Raw genomic sequence first — 19,100 nt, forward strand, 5'->3', positions numbered from 1 at the left:
GAGCTAAAAACGAGGAGCTACGAGGAGCGAGGAGGAGCTAGGAGGAGCGAGGAGGGGATGTGAAGCAGGCTGGCCCGCTCACTCCGACCAGGTGAAGAAGCCCTGACCGGTCTTGCGTCCGAGGTGGCCGGCGGCGACCTTCTCCCGCAACAGGGCGGGCGGCGCGAAGCGCTCGCCGAGCGTGCAGTGCAAGTAGTCGGCGATGCCGAGCCGCACATCGAGGCCGACCAGGTCGGTGAGGTGCAGCGGGCCGACCGGAAACTTGTAGCCGAGCACCATCGCGGTATCGATGTCCTCGGCCGACGCGACGCCGTCTTCGAGCATCCTGATCGCTTCGAGCGCGATTACAACGCCGAGCCGCGAACTGGCGAAGCCCGGGGAGTCTTTCACCACGATCGGGGTCTTGCCGATGGCCTGCACCCAGCCGCGTGCGGCATCCGTCAGCCCAGCGGATGTCGCCGAACCGGTCACAATTTCGACGAGCGTTGAGCTCGGCACCGGGTTGAAAAAGTGCAGTCCGCAGAAGCGTTCGGGACGCTTCAGGGTGGCGGCCAGCAAATCGATCGAGAGCGACGAGGTGTTCGAGGCCAGCCAGGCGTCATCGGCAAGCACTGCTTCGATCCTCGTGAGCATGGCTACCTTGAGCTCGAGGTCTTCGGGCACGGCTTCGATCACCAGGCCGGATGCACCGAGCGCGCCGGCGTCGGTCGTCACGTCGATGCGGTCCAGCAAGGCGCTCTCGTCTTCGGCGGTCGTTCCACGCTCGACGCTGCGGCGGGCTGCCGTCACCAGCGCGGCCTGCGCGCGCTCGGCGGCCTCGGCATCACGCTCGAGGATGAGAACCTGGGCGCCGGTGAGCAAGAATGCATGGGCGATTCCGACGCCCATCCGACCGCCGCCGACGACGCCGACCCGCTCCGGGACGGCCGGGACGCCGGACACGGGCGCACCACGGTCCTGCGCGCCGAGGTCCAGCGCGCCAGGGTTCAACGAATCCGGCGCAACAGCCTCGCTCATCGTTTCTTCCTCTCCAGAAAGGCGGTCATCCGGGCAAACTTCTGTTCGGATTCGAACAGCACGGCCTGCGCCTCATTGTCGGCAACGGGGTGCGCCTCGCGCGGTGCGTGGATCAACTGTTTCGTGTACTGCAGAGCCGTCGGGTCCTGCGCTGTGACTCGGTCGGCGAGCGCATGAGCCGCGGCGGTCAAGCCGTCAGCGGAGTGCACCTCGGTCACCAGGCGCACCGCGAGTGCCTCCTCGGCGTTCAGAACGCGTCCGGCCAACAGGATCTCCTTGGCCAACGGCTCCCCGACCAACTCGACGAGGCGCCAGGTCGCGCCGGCCGCCGCGACGATGCCGAGGCCCGCTTCAGGGTTGCCGATCTTGGCGGTCGTGCTGGCAATGCGAAAGTCAGCAGCGTAGGCGAGTTCGGCTCCTCCGCCGAGCGCCCAGCCGTCGATCGCGGCGATCACGGGCAGCGGCAGCCCGGCGATGCGCACGAAGAGGGCGGAGTTGATTCCGGCGAGCGCGTCGTCCCGTCGGCGGTCGCGCAGTTCGGCGATGTCGGCGCCCGACGCGAAGACGCCGTTCGAGCCCGACAGAATCAGCACCCGGGGAACGTGCTCAAGCGAGGCACAGACCGCGTGCAGCTCATCGACCATTTGCTGGTTGATCGAGTTGCGCGACTCCGTCCGGTTTAGCCGGATGTGCAGCCGGTCGGGGGCATCCGTCTCGACGAGCAGGGTTGTGTAATTCGCCATCAGACTCCCTCGATGGCGAGGGCCGCGCCCTGGCCGACACCGACGCACATGCTCGAGAGGCCGTGACTGGCGCCTTCGCGCTGCATGCGGCCGAGCAGGGTGACGAGAATACGGGTTCCCGAGGCGCCGAGCGGATGCCCGAGGGCGATCGCTCCGCCGTCGGCGTTGACGATTTCATCGCGCAGGTTGAGCCGGCGCATCACGCCGAGCGCCTGGGTGGCGAAGGCCTCGTTGAGTTCGATGGCGTCGAACTGGTCGAGGCTGAAGCCGGTGCGCGTCATGAGTTTCTGGATGGCGGGAACCGGCCCGAGCCCCATCACCTCGGGCGAGATGCCGGCGGATGCCCCGCCGATCACGCGCGCCCGCGGGGTCAGGCCGAAGCGCGCAATCGCTTCTTCACTGGCGACGAGGATGGCGGCGGCGCCGTCGTTCAGCGACGACGCGTTGCCGGCGGTCACGAGCGTTCCGCCCTTCACAACCGGACGCAGCCCGGCCAGAATCTCCAAGGTCGTGGTGGCGCGCGGGCCTTCGTCGGCGCTGAAAACGCCCGTCGGGGTCTCGACGGCGACGATTTCCTCGTCGAAATGACCCGCAGCCGCGGCGGCGATCGCCCTCTGGTGGGAGCGCAACGCGAACGCGTCGGCATCCGCTCGACTGATGTTTTCTTGCACGCCGACTTCTTCAGCGGTTTCGGACATGCTGAACGTGTATTTGTCGTGCGCCGCGAGTTTCGGGTTGACGAAGCGCCAGCCGATCGAGGTGTCGACGATCTCGCCCGGCTTGCCGAACGCCTTCTCGGGTTTGGCCAGCACCCAGGGTGCGCGGGTCATCGATTCGACGCCGCCGGCGATGACCAGGTCGGCCTCTCCCGACTTGACCATGCTCGCGGCCAAGTGCACCGCGGAGAGACCGGACGCGCAGAGACGGTTGACGGTGATTCCGGGAATCGTCACCGGGAGTCCCGCCAGTAAGCCGGCCATGCGGGCCACGTTGCGGTTGTCTTCGCCGGCCTGATTGGCGTCACCGAAAATGACATCGTCGATGGCCGACGGGTCAACCCCGGTGCGCGCCACAAGTTCACGGATGACCAGCGCGGCCAGGTCATCAGGGCGCACGCGTGCGAGCGCTCCCCCGTATCGACCGATCGGGGTTCGGACGCCGCCCACTACAAATGCTTCCGCCATGGCTCCATTACCTTGTTGGGAACTGTCGTGTTGGGATTCTCGCACCCGCTCACTTACTGACCGTTCGTTCTGTAAAGAGTGTCACGCGTGCGCCGCCCCGTCAACCGGGCGCCTGTTGTCGGTGATTGAGCCTGTCGAAATCACGCGCGCCTGACCATAAACGCAACCACGTTCCCGACATCGGCTCGCCTGGTCTCGACAAGCTCGACCAACGGAATTTCGGCACAAGCTGCAACGAAACAGCACAAGAATTCTCTTCCCACTACCCCAAAAAGGCGTAGCGTCACGTCATGGACACAATCGTTGAAACCCGCGGATTGACGAAGCGATTCGGCCGGGTGGTTGCACTCGACGGCCTGGATCTCACTGTCTCGGCGGGTGACGTGCATGGTTTTCTCGGCCCGAACGGGGCCGGAAAGTCGACAACCATCCGAGTGCTCCTCGGTCTGGCCCGCGCGACGAGCGGCGAGGCCACCGTCTTCGGACGGAACCCGTGGGATGACGCCGTCGAGTTGCACCGGCGCATCGCCTACGTGCCCGGCGACGTCAACCTCTGGCCGAACCTCACCGGCGGCGAGGCCATCGACCTGATCAGCCGGCTGCGCGGCGGCACCGTTGACAAGGCGGCCTACGCCAAGCGTCGGGCCCAACTCGTCGAGGTTTTCCAGTTCGACCCGTCGAAGAAGGGCCGCACCTACTCGAAGGGCAACCGGCAGAAGGTCGCCCTGATCGCCGCCCTCGCCACCCCCGCTGAGCTGTACATCCTCGACGAGCCGACGAGCGGCCTCGATCCGATCATGGAGACCGTGTTCAACCAGGAAATCCGCACCGTGTCGGCGGCGGGGGCGACGGTGCTGCTGTCGAGCCACATCCTCTCCGAGGTCGAGCAGCTCTGCAATCGGGTCAGCATCATCCGGGCCGGTCAGTGTGTCGAATCGGGAACGCTCACCGAGCTGCGACGCCTGACCCGCACCGAGGTCTCCTTCTTCAGCGAAGGAATGAACCTGGCGCAGGTGACCGCCCTGCCGGGTGTCGCCGACGTGCAGACCGTGGGCGGGCGCATCCATCTCACCGTTGAGGGCGAGAAGCTGGCGAGCTTGCTGCCGGCGCTGTCCGCACTCAACGTTCAGGGGCTGACGATCGCTCCGCCGTCACTCGAAGAGCTGTTCCTGCGTCACTACGGCGACGAGCTCGCCGCTGCCGAAGCCGCGGAAGGGGCGACGGCCCGATGAAAACGGGCACGTTTCACACGCTGAGAGTGCTGCTTCTGCAACGGATCCGCCGCGATCGCATCCAGCTGATCATTTGGATTCTCGGCATCGGTCTGCTCGGTCTCTTCTCGGCCAACTCGGTCGAACAGACCTATGGAGACGAAACCGGACGCCTCGGAATCATCCGTCTCGCGGTCGCCAACCCGGCCATTCTGATGCTGCGCGGGCTCCCCCAGGGCACCAGCCTCGACGCGTTCGTGTTCTTCGAGATCTTCACTTTTCTGGCGCTGCTCGCCGGCTTCATGAGCACCTTCCTCGCCGTGCGCCACACGCGCGCCGAAGAGGAGACAGGCCGGGCCGAGCTGATCGCGTCGACACCGGCCGCGCGCACCCTGCCGACCGTGGCGACACTCATCCACGGCGTGCTGGCGAACCTCGTTCTCGGTCTCGTGATCGCCCTCGGCTTCATCGCCGGCGGTTTGGATGCCACCGGCTCGCTGGTCACGGGGGCCGCCGTCGCCGCCGCCGGAATCTCGTTTCTCGGAGTCGGCCTGCTCGCCGCGCAGTTCATGATCACCTCTCGCGGAGCCAACGCGGTCGCGGCCGGGCTTGTCGGCGCGGCTTACATCGTGCGGGGACTCGGCGACGCGCTGGGCACCGCGTCGGCCGACGGCCTCACTGTCACGGCGGCCTGGCCGAGTTGGATCTCCCCGATCGGCTGGGGCGAGCACACCGGTGCGTACACGCAGAACGATCTGACCCCGTTGCTGCTGAATCTGGGCTTGGCCGCCATCTGCGTCGCAGCGGTCTTCCTCCTGCAGGCGAGTCGCGATAGTGGGGCGAGCCTGCTTCCGGGGCGGGCCGGACGGATCACGGCTCGGCCCGCGCTCTCGACGTCACTCGGGCTGGCCTGGCGGCTGCAGTGGCCGACGCTCGTCGGCTGGTGCGTGGGCGGTGCGATCTTTGGACTGCTCGCCGGTATCCTGACCAAACTCATCGAGCAGGCGGCGGCGAACGACACGACACTGCAGCAGATCCTGCAGAAGCTCGTGCCCGGGGGGCAGGAGTCGTCGGCCCAGATTCTGATCACGACCATGTTCAGTCTGGCCGGAATCCTCGCGGCCGCTTGCGCCACCCAGGTGGTGATTCGGATGCGCCAAGAAGAGGCCCTGGGCACCGCCGAGCTGGTGCTGTCGTCACCGGTGTCTCGGGTGCGTTGGCTGGTCGACTACCTCGTGCTCGGCACTGTCTCGATCGTGTTGGTGCTTCTCGTGAGCGCCATCGTCGGGGCGCTGGGAATCGCTGCGAGTGACAACAGTGGGGCCAGCGCCGGCGACATGTTCGCGGCCGCCGCGGCTCAGTTGCCTGCCGCCCTGATCTATCTCGGCGTGCTCGCCCTGGTCTTCGTGTTGCTTCCCGGCCTCACGATCGCGCTCGGCTGGACGCTCGTCGGCATCGGCGTCATGTTCGGTGTCTTCGGCGGCCTGATCGGCCTGCCCGACTGGATGCGTAACATCTCGCCGTTCACCCACACGCCGGTTCCGACTCAGGGCGCCATCGATTGGAGCGGCGGCATCACGATGTTGGTCATCTCGATCGCCGCCGCACTGGTCGCGGTGTTCTTGATGCGGCGGCGGGAGTTGCAGACGAACTAGGTCCTCGGTGGTCGAGCTTGTCGAGACCCCCGCCGCCCGATCCTGGAACGCAACCACGCCCCGAGATTGGCCTGCTAGATCTCGACAGGCTCGATCACCGGGTCGCTCGATCACCGGGCCGCTCGATCACCGGGCCGCTCGATCACCGGGCCGCTCGATCACCGGATCGCTCGATCACCGGGATTCCGAGAGATCAGTCCGAACGGGTGTACACCCAGGGCAACGCCCCGACCTCCAGCCGGTGACGCCCGCCCACGCTCTCGAGCGAGCCATCCTCGGCATGCGCGACATCGCCCTGCCAATACAGCACCATGCCCTGTTCATTGCTGCCGATCCGCGTTTTGAAAATCTGCGTCTCCACCGCACGCACCGCGGCGAGCGCGGCCTCGACTGAGGCGTGCTGCGCGAGGTCGTAGAGAGTGACCCAGGTCGGCGGAACCAGCATGAAGTCCCCCGCCCCATGGCGCTCCAACGCCCGGCTCGGGCGAATCCAGACGTGGTCGACGACCTCCTCCGGCGAGATCACGACGTCGCCGGCCGGGGCCACCGCCCAGTAGAACCAGGTGCGAAACCGACGGGGAGCCTCGGCGGGTGGGGTCCAGCAGGCGGCGGTCACCAACGCATCGGTCGCCAATTCAAGCCCGGTTTCCTCGCGCACCTCACGCACCGCGCTGCGGCGGGCCAACGATTCCTCGGCGACATCCGCCGGGTCATCTTCGCGCCGGTCCTCATCGTCGACTCCGCCGCCCGGAAACACCCACGCGCCCGCGAACGAGCCGCGATGGTGCGGCCGTTCCAGCATCAAAACCTCGACGCCGTCAACGCCGTCACGCATCAAGACCACTGTCGCAGCGACCGGATGCTCAGCGTCGGCGGGCAGACGCGTTGCAGCTGTCACAGGGGTTGCTTCAGATTCTCGCGCCATCGTTGTGCCTCAGTCCTCGTTGTCTGTGCCCTACGCCTACGTGCTGTGCCGCTTTCCCCCACCATAACGCGGGCAGCGGCGACGGCGTTAGGCTGCTCGACATGCAGAATGACGCGGCCGAAACCCCCCTGACCCCGGGCGGCAGCACCGGAGCAATTGAACAGTCGAGCCCACTGACCCGCCGCCTGCTTGCACCGAATCCCGGCCCGATGTCGCTCGATGGCACGAACAGCTATCTCATCGCCGCACCCGGAGCGAGCTCGGTCGTCGTGGTCGACCCCGGCCCGATCGACGCGTCACATCTGAAGAAACTTGCCGCTGCCGGGCCCGTCGAGCTCGTGTTGATCACCCACCAGCATCCCGACCACACCGCGGCGAGCGTCGAGTTCGCCCAGTTGACCGGTGCACCGGTGCGTGCGTTCGACCGGGCATTCTGCGTCAACGGCGAGCCGCTCACCGATGGGGAGCTGATCGAGGCGGCGGGCACGCGCATCCGCGTGCTTGCGACGCCCGGTCACACCGCCGACTCCGTGTGCTTCCAACTGCCCGACGACGGGCCGCGTGGCTCGGTGCTCACCGGCGACACCGTGCTCGGTCGCGGCACCACCATCATCGGGCACCCCGACGGCACGCTTGCCGAGTACCTGGCGTCGCTCGAAACGCTGCGCGCGCTCGGCCCGGCCACCGTATTGCCGGCCCACGGCCCGACGCTGCCCGACCTCGCCGCGATCTGCGACGCCTACCTCGCGCATCGGCGGGAGCGGCTCGACCAGGTGCGGCAGGCTCTGACCGAGCTGGGTCCCGACGCCACGGTCGCGCAGGTCACCGACCTGGTCTACTCCGACACGGATGCCTCGGTGCGGTTCGCCGCCGAGGCATCTGTGCGCACGCAGCTGGCGTACCTGCGCGACCGCTAGCGCGCGTTCCCGCACATCCCGCAGATCCCGCCGAGCCCGCAGATCCCGCCGAGCCGTGCCAAATCACCATTTCGCGCGCCAAGAAATGGTCATTCGCCACGGTTCGCCGCCCCCGCCGATCGCGACAATCGACTCGCGAGAGTGGCATTCATGTGCCCCACCCATGCCCGGCGCGGTGTATCCCCGCTGGCGCGCTCTACCCCGCGCCCACCGGTATACACCGCGCCGAGACTGCGGGCCTAAGCCAGTGGCGCACGGGCACCACGAGCCCACGGGTCGACGAACCTCCACTCAACTCGCCGCCGACTCCCCGAGACACTGACCCGTCGGTAGAATTCCCCCATGACGCAGCCCCCAGCACCTCCCGCGATGTCGTTCGGCACCGCGATCAGCACGGTGTTTCGCAAGTATGCGGAGTTCGAGGGCCGCGCCGGCCGGCCCGAGTTCTGGTGGTTCATCCTTTTCACGTCGCTCGTCAGCAGTGCGTTGGGCGCGTTCAACTTCGCGACGCCGAACGGCGTGATCTCGATCGGCTCGAGCCTGGCGTCGGTCTGGGCGATCGCAGTCCTCCTGCCGACCCTCGCCGTCTCGGTGCGTCGACTGCGCGATATCGGCCGCCGGTGGACCGAGCTGTTCTGGATCCTCGTGCCGATCGCCGGCCTGATCGTACTGATCATCCGTTTCTGTGAGCCGTCGAAGCCCGAGTCCGCCGCGAGCGAGCGACCAGCCTCGAACTGACCTTTCGGCTTAGGCGGAAACTGCAGCAAAGCGCCCGACCGCGACAACGAGCATCACGATCAGCAGCACAACGTTGAAGGCGATACCCGAGTACTCCTTGCGGCGCAGGTGGAACACGCTGGCCAGAATCATGATGATCGCGAGGCCGACGGCTGCGACCGGAGTGAGGATGGGCAGGATGCCTGTCGCGGCGGGCAGGATCAGGCCGATAGCCCCCAGCAGTTCCGCGATGCCGATGAATCGCACGGTGGCCGGCGAGTACGAGGTCACCCACGGCAGTTTCGGCGCGAGCTTGTCGATGGGCTGGGTCGCCTTCATCGTGCCGGCCATCAGAAACATGGCGGCGAGAAGGGCTTGCAGGATCCACAGGAAAATGGTCATCAGTGACTTTCGATCGGGAGGACCCAGTGGTCCGCAGGGGCTGAGCAGAGAGTCGGCGTAAGTGGAAGCTATGTTCCGATTACGTCCGCTTGAGGCTAACAGGCAAAACGGAGCGCCTATTCCGGTTCTGAGTAGAATTGTTTTATGACTCCCCCGGGGCGTGATTCAGCGGATGTCGCCGAGCACGCCCTGCGCGTGGATGCCGAGCGCAATCGCAAGAAAGTGCTCGAAGCCGCCCATGCGGTCTTCGCCGAGCAGGGCCTCGACGCCCCGATGGCCGAAGTCGCCCGGCGCGCGGGAGTCGGCATCGCGACGCTCTACCGCCGATTCCCGACCAGGGAAGACTTGATCGCCGACACCTTCGTCAGCCGGATGACCGCCTACGCCGACGCGGTCGACGTTGCCCTGACCGACCCCGACCCGTGGGCCGGATTCTGCTCCTACGTCGAGAAGGTCTGCGAGATGCAGGCCGCCGACCACGGGTTCACCACCGTGCTCACCACGACGTTTCCGACGGCGACGGCACTGGAGGCCGAACGCACACGCGCGTTCCGTGGATTCACCACGCTCATCAGCCGCGCCAAGGCATCCGGACGCCTGCGCTCCGACTTCTCCGACACCGACTTGATCGTGCTGTTGATGGCCAACGCCGGCGTGATCGGCGCCACGGGAGACGCCGCGCCCGACACCTGGCGCCGTCTCGTGGCCTACATGCTGCAGGCGTTCAGCGCCGAGAATGCGGCCCCATTGCCCACTCCCCCGCGCGGCTCGGACCTCTTCGCGGCGATGTCCTGCGTGCCACTGGCCTGCCCCGCAGGCCAAGTCACCACCCCCACACCTGCCACCGCCCCTTCCCATTCGACGGAGATCTAGAGCGCGACCCCCGCAGTCCCGCGCAATTCCGGGCCACGCGGCGCGACGCCATCCATTTGGCACAAGAACCTCCGTCGAATGAGGTTGGATGACGGCTGCTACACCTCTCGTCGCGAGGATGTACGTTCGTCCCTGTACCTGTCACGGGGCGTCACTCCCCGCTATCTCACCATCTCACCCCGGAGTCCGTTCCCATGTCACAGCAGCCCCCCAGCGACCGCACACTCCCGAACATGCAGTTGGACCTCACGGCGCAGATCGCGCGCGATCTCATCCGCTTCGACACCAGCAATTTTGGCGAAGGACGATCGAACGGCGAGTCGGATGCCGCCGAGTACGTGGCAGACAAACTGCGTCAGCTCAACCTCTCACCCGTGCTCGTCGATTCAGCACCGGGCCGCACGAGTGTCGTCGCGCGGGTTGCCGGCCGCGATCGGTCCCGTAGCGCACTTGTCGTTCACGGACACTTGGACGTTGTGCCTGCAGATCCCGAGAGTTGGAGCGTCGATCCGTTCGAGGGAGTGATCAAAGACGGGCTGCTCTGGGGTCGCGGCGCCGTCGACATGAAGAACATGGATGCCATGATCATCGCCGCTGTCCACGACATCATTTCTGCCGGAGAGGCGCCCGAACGCGATCTTATCCTGGCCTTCTTCGCCGATGAGGAAGCGGGCGGCGTCTTCGGTTCTCACTATCTCGTCGAGAACCACCCCCAGCTCTTCGCCGGGGCGACGGAAGCGATCAGCGAGGTCGGCGGATACTCGATCATGGTCGGAGACAAACGCGCCTACCTTCTTCAGACCGGAGAGAAGGCGCTGATCTGGGTGAAGCTCATCGCCCGCGGCGACGCGGCCCACGGTTCACGATTGATCTCGAACAACGCAGTGACAAAACTCGCGCGTGCGGTCGCGGCCCTCGGCTCCTACGAGTGGCCGATTCGATTGACTGAAACCACTCGGCAGCTACTCGAGGAATTGGCCGGCATCCTCGAGGTCAACCCTCAGCTCGTCGCCCCCGACGAGCTCGCACTGGCGACCGGCACCGCATCGGGCTTCATCCTCGCGAGCCTCCGTACCACCACAAATCCCACCGTGTTGCAGGCCGGAAACAAGCACAACGTCATCCCTGACCGCGCGGAAGCGCTTGTCGACATTCGAGCGATCCCTGGCGATGAAGAAGAAACCCTCGCTCTGATCGCCGAGATCGTCGGCCCCGACATCGAGGTCGTGATCGTTCACCAAGACGTCGCGATCGAATCAAACTTCAACGGACCGCTCGCGACGGCGGCGACCGCCGCGCTGGGCCGGCACGACCCCGGGGTTCCCGTGCTGCCCTATCTGCTGCCCGCCGGTACCGATAACTCTGCACTTGTGCGACTGGGCATCGAAGGCTTCGGGTTCGCACCGTTGCGCCTTCCTCCGGAGCTCGACTTCCCCGGAATGTTCCACGGCGTCGACGAACGCGTTCCGCTCGACGCGTTGACCTTCGGCCACGCGGTGCTCACGGATCTGTTGCACAGCTACTGACCATCTGCTCGCCGTGACGGGCACTGCGCCTGCTCGACCACGCCCATCCGTCGATATCATCTTGTTACATTAAGTCGTAACGGGTTCATATAGCATTCCGTTATGAACAATGTTGTCGATGGTCTCGAGCCACTCATGCGAGCACTCGATCTGCATTCGCTGCGCATCATCCAAGCCATCAACAACACCGGCTCCATCACCGGTGCGGCGCTTGAGCTCGGCTACAGCCAGCCCGCGATCACCCAGCACCTGCAACGCCTCGAAACCCGCATCGGCATGAACGTGCTCGCCCGGTCGGGGCGCACAATCCGCCTGACCGACGTCGGCGTGCTCCTCGCCCGGCATGCGGCGGGCATCAACGCCAGCCTCGTCGCAGTGGCGAGTGAGATCTCCGAGCTCGCCGGACTCCACGCCGGAACCATCCGGATTGCCGCGTTTCCCGATGCCTCGAGCACGCTTGTCGCCGAGCTTCTCGGAAACATCGAACGCCAGTTTCCGGGCATCACCGCACGGTTCATCGAGGCAGAACCCGCCGAGGCGCTGCGCCTGGTGCGCGACGGCGCTGCCGACATCGCTCTGACCTACGAGTACATTCTGACCGACAGCGCCGTTGTGCAGAGCCGGCCCGAAGACGGCGTGCGCTCACGGTTCTTGTTCTCGGACGAGCTCGTTGCCGCCATCCCGGCCTCTCACCCGGCCGCGGTGCTCGACAGCCTTGATTTCGCCGACCTGGGCGATATCCGCTGGGTCGCCAATTCTTCCATGGCAGAGAACCTGCTGCCCTCGCTCGGTCGTAAACACGGTTTCACCCCCCAGATTCACTACTCAACGGAAAGCACGTCGACGGCGCTGGCATTCGTCAGCAACGATCTCGCCTGCACCCTGGTTCCCCAGCTCGCGCTCAGCGGTCTACAGGTGCCCGCCGACGTTGAACTTCGCCCTTTCTCCCCCAACCTGCGCCGCCGAGTGAGCGCAACGACGCTGATCGATGCAGAGGGCATCCCCAGCGTCTCCGTCGCCCTTCAGCTCCTGGCCAGGATGAGCGGCGCGAAATGGATGTCCGGCTCTGCAGCGCAGACCTGTGCACCGTTGAAGCGCCGCAACGGCAACTCGCTTCACTCTCGATTCTCGGCACCGCCCTTTTCCCAACCGATCTCATTCACAGCAAGGACTGCAATTTTGGCAAAGTCGCCTCGCACCATAGCTCTGGGAACCACCCTCCGAACAGTCGCGGCTGCCTCCACGCTCGCCTTGTTGGCGGGTTGTGCGGCGCCGGCCGACGGCGGAGGAGCCGCTCCGAGTTCCGACGCCAGCATCGAGATGGTCACCGTCGCGCTCCCCGGTTCGCTGAGCAATCTCTCGGTCGGCCAAGAAGACGGAATCCTCAACTACTACATCGCATCCATCACCCAGGAAGGGCTTGTCGCCCTCGATGCCGACGGCAATCTGCAGCCGAGCCTGGCCGAGTCCTGGAGCCAACCCGACCCACTCACCTATGTCTATGAGTTGCGTCAGGATGCCCAGTTCCAGGACGGCACGCCTGTCACCGCCGACGATGTGGTCTTCAGTCTCGAAAAGACCATGGACGACACGGTATCGCCCGCCAACGCCTATCACTTCGCCGGGGTTAAATCGGTGGTGAAGTCGGCCGAGCACGAGGTGACGATCACCCTGGCAGCGGCAGACCCCACCTTCGCCAAGAACATGAGTCCCGGTGGCGGCGCATTCATCACGTCGCAGGCCTTCTGGGAGGCCGCCGACGGAAAGATCGGCACGAGCAGCACGCTGCTTCTGGGTTCCGGCCCCTACAAGATCACCGAGTTCGTGCCCGATTCTCATGTGAGCCTCGAGCGCGTTGACACTTGGTGGGGTACCGAACCGAAGGTGAAGAGCATCAACGTCGAGTTCATTCCCGACGAAAGCACACGCCTCCTTGCCGCGCAATCCGGTGAGATCGACATGGCGTTCAACGTGCCCCTCGCTCAGGCCAACCAATGGGAAAGCATCGAGCAGATGGACGTCAAGTACGCCAGTGACCTGTCGTACGTGGGAATGTATTTCAACACTGCGCTCGCTCCCTTTGACGATGTGAAGGTGCGCGAGGCATTCGCTCACAGCATTGACCGCACCGCCGTCGTCGATACGCTCCTGCATGGGCGCGGAGAGGTGGCCACGGCGATCGCAACCCCGGAGTCGCTTCGCGAGGTGTACACCCCGAAGGAAGCCCGGAAGCTTCTGGGCACGATTCCCCAGTACGACTTCGATCTGAAAGCTGCGAAGAAGGCACTGGCCGCCTCGGCGTATCCCGATGGTTTCGAGACCGAGATCCTCTACCCGTCAACGGGCCCGCAGCTCGGTACCGCCGCACAGTCGCTGGCCGAGAACCTCAAAAAAATCGGCGTCAAGCTCAACGTCCGTGAGGTTCCGATCGAGGAGTGGCTCGCCAGTCTCGATGCCGGCAGTGAGTATGGCGTCGGACTGATGTGGTTCTTCTCCACCCTCGGTGACCCGGCACAGGTCTCCGGCTACATGCTCGGCGACGAGAACATCTCGAACTACAACAACGCCGCGGTGACGTCGCTCATGTCGCAGGCCAACGCCGAGGTCGATCCGGCAGCGCGCATCGACCTCCTGGTGCAGGCCGAAACGCTGCAGGCCCGCGACGTCATCAACGTTCCCCTGTGGTGGGGCCAGTCGGCAACAGCGTTTTCGAAGACGCTCGGCATGAAAGACTACAGTTCCTTCGCGTTCCTCTCCTCCTGGCCGGCTTCGTTCTATCGGGTCGGCTAAGCCAGAATGACGAACGCTCTTTCGCCCCGTGGTCAGCTTGCGCGCACTCTCGCGCGGCTGATCGCGGGACGTCTCCTCGGCACGATCGCAATCCTCTTCGTTTTGTCGGTGTTGGTCTTCTCGATGATGCACTTAGCGCCGGGCGACATCGTCAAGAACCTGCTGGGAAACCAACCGGCCACACCCGAAGCCGTGGCCGGGATTCGCGCCCGGTATCACCTCGACGATCCTCCCTTGCTGCAATACACGAGTTGGCTTTCCTCGGCGCTCACCGGAAATCTCGGCGAATCGATCCGGTTGCAGGTTCCGGTCGCTGAGGCAATCGGCAGTCGGCTCGGAATCACGGCAGCACTCTGCGGCCTCGCCTTTCTCCTGGCGCTGCTCGTTGCGCTCCCGCTCGGTGTGCGGAGCGCGGTGAATTCCGGAGGGTGGATCGATCGCACGGCATCCGCTTTGGGGATTGTAGGAATGAGCGCGCCCACCTTTGCGATCGGAATGATGCTGTTGTATCTCTTCGCGTACTACGTCCCGATTTTTCCGGTTTACGGTGGCGGCGACGGATTGCTTGACACCGCACGCCACCTCGTACTCCCGGCCATCACCTTGGCACTGGGTCTCGGTGCCGTCATTCTGAAACTCAGCCGCGCGGCGATGGTGCGTGAGCTTGAGTCCGACTATGTGGCGTTCGCCAAGGCTCGGGGCATTCCCGATCGGGGAGTGCAGTCCCTCGCGCTTCGCAATGCTGCAATCCCGATCGTGACCGGAGCAGGCCTCGTGCTGACATTCCTCGTCGGTGGCACCGTCCTCGCCGAAACGACCTTTGCGTTGCCGGGTCTCGGCACCCTGCTTCGCGATTCTGTTCTCTTCAAGGACATTGCCGTCGTGCAGGCGCTGACGTTGCTCGTGGCGCTTGTGATCGCCCTCATTGCGGTGGTCGCGGATGTCGCCTACCTCCTTCTTGATCCGCGCGTGCGTGCACGAGGAGCGAAACAATGAGCGCCACCGCAACAGCGCCACTGGTCCTCTCATTGGGCAATCGCCGGACGCCGGTTGCCGTGATTCTGTCAGTTGCGCTCCTCGCACTCGCGTTCTGCGCAATCCTTCTCGGAGGCGTTCTCGCCCCGGATGCGACGAAACAGGACATCCTGAGCGGCGTTCTTCCTCCGGGCAGCCCTGGACACCTGCTCGGAACCGACGAACTCGGACGCGACGTTCTCGCCATGACGATCGCGGGTGCGGCATCCGCCTTGATCGGGCCGGTCTGCGTCGCGGCGGGTTCGATGGCGGCGGGGATCTTCTTTGGAACCATCGCCGGCTACCGACGAGGCGCGCTGGATTTCTTCATCGGGCGCTGGACGGATCTTCTGCTCTCGTTGCCGATCCTGTTGGCCGCGATCGTCGTCGCTGGGGTGTTCGGCGCGGGCTATTGGATGACCGTTCTGCTTTTGATCGTGCTGTTCTCTCCGTCAGACATCAGAATCGTGAGGGCCGGCGCGCTCGAGCAAGCCAACCGTCCCTACATCGAGGCGGCACGGATGCTCTCGATTTCTCCCTGGCGCATCATGTTCCGGCACATCCTGCCGAACGTTTCTCCGCTGATCATCACGAACGGCATGCTCAACGTGGCTTTTGCACTGGTCACCTTTTCGTCGCTCTCGTTCTTGGGCGTCGGCGTTCCGCCTGGCTCGGCGGATTGGGGCCGCCAGCTCGCCGATTCGCGGGCATTCATGATGGAAAATCCGGCAGCCGCGATCGTTCCGGCCGTGCTCATCATCGCCGTGGCGTGCGCGGCAAACCTCCTTGGCGACTGGTTCGGCCAGCGCCTGACACAGACGGGCCGAAAGTGACCACACAATTCGCGACCATCCCCACCCGGACCGATGTCGTTGGCGTGAGCGTGACCGGGCTGACCGTCTCAAGCGTGCGCGGTCAGATCGTCGAAGCGTTCGACTTCGCCATCCCACCGTCGAGCACCCTCGCGATCATCGGCGAGTCAGGGTCAGGAAAGACTCTCTCCGCCAAGGCGATTGCGGGCTTGCTTCCTCGCGGCGTCACGGCGACCGGGCAAGTGAATCTCGGCGGGGTGACGATTGAGCTTCCGGGAACGGATGCCGGCTGGCGCGCCGTGCGCGGGCGCCGAGTTTCGCTCCTCCTGCAGGACCCCTTCACGAGCCTGAGTCCGGTTCACCGCTGCGGAGCCCAGATCGCGATGACCCTCCAATCGGCGAGCGAGCGCAGAATCTCGCCCCAAGAGCTCGCCTCACGGGTGGGGGAACGACTCGCTGAAGTGAATCTGCCGCTTCAGGTGACGACCTCGTACCCCCATGAGCTGTCGGGCGGAATGAGGCAGCGCGTGGCCATCGCCGCCGCGCTTGCCGCTGACCCCACCCTGCTGATCGCCGACGAACCGACGACGGCACTCGATGCGGCGAACCAGGGCGAGATTCTTGATCTCCTCCGACGTTTGCAGGACCGTCGCGGGATGTCGGTTCTCTTGATCTCCCACGACCTGGGTCTCGTGCGTGGGCGCAGTGACGAGGTGCTGGTCATGCGAGCGGGCGAGGTCGTCGAACGCGGTGGGACCTCGCGCATTCTGCGCGCACCGGAGCATGAGTACACCCGGGCGCTCCTCGACGCCGATCCCGCTCTCTCGCCGCTCCCCCTCGCTTCGCCATCACGAACTGACGCCAGCGCCGATGAGCTGGTTGCCGCTCATACTCTCACGAAGAGTCTCGGCGGCCGGCTGGTGCTGCGCGGTGTCGACATCCGTGTCGAACGCGGCGAATCCGTCGGAATCGTCGGCGAGAGCGGCTCTGGCAAGACAACGCTCGCGCGTTGCATCGCGGGCCTCGAGCAGGAGGACAGCGGCCGAATCGTCTTTGCCGGAGCCGAGTTGAAACCGGGCCGACGCAGCCGGACGCCCGAACAGATGCAGATCGTCTTTCAGGACCCGTACTCCTCACTCAACCCGATGATGACCATCGGACAGATTCTTCGCGAAGCGCTGGCCGTTGCAAAACGCCCCGCGAGCGACATCGCAGCGATGCTCTCCCTCGTCGGACTCCCTCCGGAGTTTTCGACCAAACGCCCCTCCGAGCTTTCCGGAGGCCAACGCCAGCGAATCGCGATTGCGCGCGCACTGGCGCCATCACCTCGGCTACTCATCTGCGACGAGTCAGTCTCAGCACTCGACGTCTCCGTGCAGGCCCAGGTGCTCGACCTCCTCTCGTCGGTGCGTGCCGAACTCGGAATCTCCATCTTGTTCATTTCGCACGATCTTGCCGTTGTCGGTCAGGTGACAGACCGTGTCTATGTGCTGAAAGACGGAGTGATCGTCGAAGAGGGTGAGACGTCGACCGTACTCGGAGACCCTCAGCATGCCTACACCCAGTCACTGGTCGCAGCGTCAGGTCGCGAACGCAACTAGCTGCCGCGACGCTCTCAATCCATCGCCCGTTCCATTCCCGAAAGACCAAAGATGACCTCTCTCACCCACTCAACGGTTCGAACCGTCACGGCTGCAGAACTCACGTCAGTGATCGGCGCCGAGCGCGCCGCGGCGTGGCACCGCGAACATCCCTACTACGAACGAACCGTTCTCCTCCTGGAGCGGGACGACTCCCCGCTGGCCGCGGCCGTCGTGACGTCGCGGCCGCACAGCGCCTACACAAAGATTGTCGACGTGTGGTTCGAGGCTGCGGCCGACGGTGAAGAGTTACTTCACAGCATCATCGAGCGGTCGAGACTCCGTGGCGATGCGGCGGTGAAGTGGGAGTTTGCCCACGCGAACGAGGCACCGGCATTCGCCAGCGACCTCGGTTTCGACGTGCTGCCGACACCCTACCTCTCGGGCGCCGGCACCGAAGGCGTGCGCGGATTGGCCTTGTGGGTGAATGGGTGGTCTCCCCTGCACAACCCCTACTACGCGCAAACCACCGACTTCACCTGTGGCGCCGTGGCCGCCTTGACCGCGATCGAAATGGTGGGCGTTGCATCGTTTGTTCCCTCTGACCTCGAGCGCAACCGTCTCACCGAACTCGGTTTCTGGCGCGTAGCAACGAACTTTCCGGCGTGTGAACCAGTCGGTCTGGCGGTGGCGCTAGACGCCCATCTGAAGAATGAGGCAAGCGGACGGATTGAGGTCTACCTCGACCACGAGGGCGCGGTTCTCCTCGAAGATTTCGACACCGACGCGGAGCGTCTCTACCGAGAATTGCTACAGTCCGAGTCACTTCAATTGGCCGACGAGCAAGGGGTCGCGGTGTCTCGCGAGCGAATCTCGATCGCAGAGATCGCGGAACGTGTCACGCGCGGCTGGCTCGCCCTGCTTCTCATCGACGAGAAGCCCATGCACGGTTCCTCCGTACCTCACTGGGTGCTTGCTCACTCGGTGCATGATGGTGTCCTCGTGTTCCAGGACCCCTGGATCGATTCCGAGCACGGCGAAACCTGGGTCGACTCTCACGACCTGCCTATTTCGTTCGCCGATGTGGAGTTGATGAACGCGTTCGGGGAAGCCGCCTACCGCGGCATCATCTTCCTTGAGCGCACAGAGCGAGTTTCGTAGGGCGAAAAAACACACGCCAACACGTACTTACCGATCGTTCAGTTTGGGCTATAGTCGTCTTCACACGGTTGGCGCGCGCTGCGCAGCTCGCCGTGAACTCACGACCATGCACTCATTGAGGAGTCACCATGACGGATGCCCCGGCAGCAGCCACGACCGCGCCCTTGCGTTCGATGATGCAGAGCGACAAGGCATCATTCGCCTTGGGCATGGTCGTCGAGCGCGACGAACCCGGCGTCGCCGTCGTCTCAATGCTCGTGCGTGAAGACATGACCAACGGGTTTCAGATCACTCACGGCGGGCTGGTCTTCACCCTCGCCGACACCGCGTTCGCCATCGCCTGCAACGAAGACGAGTCGGTCACCGTTGCGGCTGGGGCCGACATCACCTTTCTCAAGTCGACCCGCGCCGGCCAGACCCTCACCGCGACCGCCGTGCGCCGCACGCGCAGCGGCCGCACCGGTCTCTACGACGTGAGTGTCACCGACGAGACCGGCGACACCGTGGCCGAGTTCCGCGGTCGCAGCCTGACAACCAACCGCCCCACCTCCCCGTCAGCCTGATCTCCCCCAC

Annotated in this window: 17 protein-coding genes; 12 read left to right on the forward strand and 5 right to left on the reverse strand. The window is 65.1% G+C overall.

Annotation, left to right across the window (positions count from 1 at the left end; all coding sequences use genetic code 11):
• Nucleotides 1-78 precede the first annotated feature (78 nt).
• From AB4Y63_RS06740 to AB4Y63_RS06750, 3 genes are all read right to left on the reverse strand, one after another.
• Nucleotides 79-888, reverse strand: coding sequence for a 3-hydroxyacyl-CoA dehydrogenase family protein (locus AB4Y63_RS06740; RefSeq protein ID WP_441790316.1), 810 nt, complete (start codon nucleotides 886-888; stop codon nucleotides 79-81).
• A 125-nt stretch (nucleotides 889-1,013) separates the two neighbouring features.
• Nucleotides 1,014-1,760 carry an enoyl-CoA hydratase/isomerase family protein gene (locus AB4Y63_RS06745; RefSeq protein WP_441790275.1) on the reverse strand — a complete coding sequence of 249 codons (747 nt, stop codon included), beginning with the start codon at nucleotides 1,758-1,760 and terminating at the stop codon, nucleotides 1,014-1,016.
• Nucleotides 1,760-2,944 (reverse strand): acetyl-CoA C-acyltransferase, encoded by a 1,185-nt coding sequence (locus tag AB4Y63_RS06750; protein WP_441790276.1) that lies wholly within the window; start codon nucleotides 2,942-2,944, stop codon nucleotides 1,760-1,762. Before AB4Y63_RS06750 ends, AB4Y63_RS06745 begins: the two co-directional genes overlap by 1 nt.
• Nucleotides 2,945-3,234: 290 nt before the next feature.
• On the opposite strand from AB4Y63_RS06750, the gene AB4Y63_RS06755 reads away from it, so the two are divergent.
• A complete protein-coding gene (locus tag AB4Y63_RS06755) occupies nucleotides 3,235-4,176 on the forward strand; it encodes an ABC transporter ATP-binding protein (protein ID WP_441790277.1) in 942 nt (313 codons plus the stop codon).
• Nucleotides 4,173-5,810, forward strand: a complete 1,638-nt coding sequence (locus AB4Y63_RS06760) for an ABC transporter permease (protein WP_441790278.1) — start codon at nucleotides 4,173-4,175, stop codon at nucleotides 5,808-5,810. The genes AB4Y63_RS06755 and AB4Y63_RS06760 overlap by 4 nt, the downstream gene beginning before the upstream one ends.
• Nucleotides 5,811-6,003: 193 nt before the next feature.
• Here the strand turns inward: AB4Y63_RS06760 and AB4Y63_RS06765 are convergent, their stop codons facing one another.
• Nucleotides 6,004-6,708, reverse strand: a complete 705-nt coding sequence (locus AB4Y63_RS06765; protein ID WP_441790279.1) for an NUDIX hydrolase — start codon at nucleotides 6,706-6,708, stop codon at nucleotides 6,004-6,006.
• 128 nt (nucleotides 6,709-6,836) lie between these two features.
• On the opposite strand from AB4Y63_RS06765, the gene AB4Y63_RS06770 reads away from it, so the two are divergent.
• On the forward strand, nucleotides 6,837-7,652 hold the full coding sequence (locus tag AB4Y63_RS06770) for an MBL fold metallo-hydrolase (RefSeq protein WP_441790280.1): 816 nt from the start codon (nucleotides 6,837-6,839) through the stop codon (nucleotides 7,650-7,652).
• A 342-nt stretch (nucleotides 7,653-7,994) separates the two neighbouring features.
• Nucleotides 7,995-8,390 carry a DUF805 domain-containing protein gene (locus tag AB4Y63_RS06775; protein WP_441790281.1) on the forward strand — a complete coding sequence of 132 codons (396 nt, stop codon included), beginning with the start codon at nucleotides 7,995-7,997 and terminating at the stop codon, nucleotides 8,388-8,390.
• A gap of 9 nt (nucleotides 8,391-8,399) precedes the next feature.
• Here AB4Y63_RS06775 and AB4Y63_RS06780 read toward each other — a convergent pair whose 3' ends face one another.
• The gene (locus AB4Y63_RS06780; protein ID WP_441790282.1) at nucleotides 8,400-8,771 is read right to left on the reverse strand and encodes a DoxX family protein; all 372 of its coding nucleotides are present in this window, start codon (nucleotides 8,769-8,771) and stop codon (nucleotides 8,400-8,402) included.
• Nucleotides 8,772-8,915: 144 nt separating this feature from the next.
• On the opposite strand from AB4Y63_RS06780, the gene AB4Y63_RS06785 reads away from it, so the two are divergent.
• The 8 genes from AB4Y63_RS06785 to paaI all read left to right on the forward strand — a co-directional run bounded on the left by AB4Y63_RS06785 (nucleotide 8,916) and on the right by paaI (nucleotide 19,090).
• Complete coding sequence (locus AB4Y63_RS06785) at nucleotides 8,916-9,644, forward strand: TetR/AcrR family transcriptional regulator (protein ID WP_441790283.1); 729 nt, start codon at nucleotides 8,916-8,918, stop codon at nucleotides 9,642-9,644.
• A 194-nt stretch (nucleotides 9,645-9,838) separates the two neighbouring features.
• Nucleotides 9,839-11,170: a M20/M25/M40 family metallo-hydrolase gene (locus AB4Y63_RS06790; RefSeq protein WP_441790284.1), complete on the forward strand. Its 1,332-nt coding sequence runs from the start codon at nucleotides 9,839-9,841 to the stop codon at nucleotides 11,168-11,170.
• A 102-nt stretch (nucleotides 11,171-11,272) separates the two neighbouring features.
• A complete protein-coding gene (locus tag AB4Y63_RS06795; protein ID WP_441790285.1) occupies nucleotides 11,273-13,960 on the forward strand; it encodes an ABC transporter substrate-binding protein in 2,688 nt (895 codons plus the stop codon).
• Between the two features lie 6 nt (nucleotides 13,961-13,966).
• The gene (locus tag AB4Y63_RS06800) at nucleotides 13,967-14,956 is read left to right on the forward strand and encodes an ABC transporter permease (RefSeq protein WP_441790286.1); all 990 of its coding nucleotides are present in this window, start codon (nucleotides 13,967-13,969) and stop codon (nucleotides 14,954-14,956) included.
• The gene (locus AB4Y63_RS06805) at nucleotides 14,953-15,807 is read left to right on the forward strand and encodes an ABC transporter permease (RefSeq protein WP_441790287.1); all 855 of its coding nucleotides are present in this window, start codon (nucleotides 14,953-14,955) and stop codon (nucleotides 15,805-15,807) included. The genes AB4Y63_RS06800 and AB4Y63_RS06805 overlap by 4 nt, the downstream gene beginning before the upstream one ends.
• Entirely contained in the window at nucleotides 15,804-17,387 is a 1,584-nt protein-coding gene (locus tag AB4Y63_RS06810; protein ID WP_441790288.1) for an ATP-binding cassette domain-containing protein, read from the forward strand. The genes AB4Y63_RS06805 and AB4Y63_RS06810 overlap by 4 nt, the downstream gene beginning before the upstream one ends.
• A gap of 51 nt (nucleotides 17,388-17,438) precedes the next feature.
• Entirely contained in the window at nucleotides 17,439-18,527 is a 1,089-nt protein-coding gene (locus AB4Y63_RS06815; protein ID WP_441790289.1) for a peptidase C39 family protein, read from the forward strand.
• Between the two features lie 128 nt (nucleotides 18,528-18,655).
• Nucleotides 18,656-19,090, forward strand: coding sequence for a hydroxyphenylacetyl-CoA thioesterase PaaI (gene paaI / locus AB4Y63_RS06820; RefSeq protein ID WP_441790290.1), 435 nt, complete (start codon nucleotides 18,656-18,658; stop codon nucleotides 19,088-19,090).
• The last annotated feature ends 10 nt before the right edge of the window (nucleotides 19,091-19,100 follow it).

Origin of the sequence: Leifsonia sp. YAF41 (assembly GCF_052113185.1) — a bacterium.
In the GTDB taxonomy this organism is placed as follows: Bacteria; Actinomycetota; Actinomycetes; order Actinomycetales; family Microbacteriaceae; genus Cryobacterium.

Excerpts from the sequence above, each read along its gene's own strand:
- AB4Y63_RS06750 (WP_441790276.1), bottom strand. The coding sequence starts at position 2,944 with ATGGCGGAAGCATTTGTAGTGGGCGGCGTCCGAACCCCGATCGGTCGA.
- AB4Y63_RS06790 (WP_441790284.1), top strand. The coding sequence starts at position 9,839 with ATGTCACAGCAGCCCCCCAGCGACCGCACACTCCCGAACATGCAGTTG.
- AB4Y63_RS06755 (WP_441790277.1), top strand. The coding sequence starts at position 3,235 with ATGGACACAATCGTTGAAACCCGCGGATTGACGAAGCGATTCGGCCGG.
- AB4Y63_RS06740 (WP_441790316.1), bottom strand. The coding sequence starts at position 888 with ATGGGCGTCGGAATCGCCCATGCATTCTTGCTCACCGGCGCCCAGGTT.
- AB4Y63_RS06805 (WP_441790287.1), top strand. The coding sequence starts at position 14,953 with ATGAGCGCCACCGCAACAGCGCCACTGGTCCTCTCATTGGGCAATCGC.
- AB4Y63_RS06760 (WP_441790278.1), top strand. The coding sequence starts at position 4,173 with ATGAAAACGGGCACGTTTCACACGCTGAGAGTGCTGCTTCTGCAACGG.
- AB4Y63_RS06795 (WP_441790285.1), top strand. The coding sequence starts at position 11,273 with ATGAACAATGTTGTCGATGGTCTCGAGCCACTCATGCGAGCACTCGAT.
- AB4Y63_RS06770 (WP_441790280.1), top strand. The coding sequence starts at position 6,837 with ATGCAGAATGACGCGGCCGAAACCCCCCTGACCCCGGGCGGCAGCACC.
- AB4Y63_RS06780 (WP_441790282.1), bottom strand. The coding sequence starts at position 8,771 with ATGACCATTTTCCTGTGGATCCTGCAAGCCCTTCTCGCCGCCATGTTT.
- paaI (WP_441790290.1), top strand. The coding sequence starts at position 18,656 with ATGACGGATGCCCCGGCAGCAGCCACGACCGCGCCCTTGCGTTCGATG.
- AB4Y63_RS06775 (WP_441790281.1), top strand. The coding sequence starts at position 7,995 with ATGACGCAGCCCCCAGCACCTCCCGCGATGTCGTTCGGCACCGCGATC.
- AB4Y63_RS06785 (WP_441790283.1), top strand. The coding sequence starts at position 8,916 with ATGACTCCCCCGGGGCGTGATTCAGCGGATGTCGCCGAGCACGCCCTG.
- AB4Y63_RS06815 (WP_441790289.1), top strand. The coding sequence starts at position 17,439 with ATGACCTCTCTCACCCACTCAACGGTTCGAACCGTCACGGCTGCAGAA.
- AB4Y63_RS06745 (WP_441790275.1), bottom strand. The coding sequence starts at position 1,760 with ATGGCGAATTACACAACCCTGCTCGTCGAGACGGATGCCCCCGACCGG.
- AB4Y63_RS06800 (WP_441790286.1), top strand. The coding sequence starts at position 13,967 with ATGACGAACGCTCTTTCGCCCCGTGGTCAGCTTGCGCGCACTCTCGCG.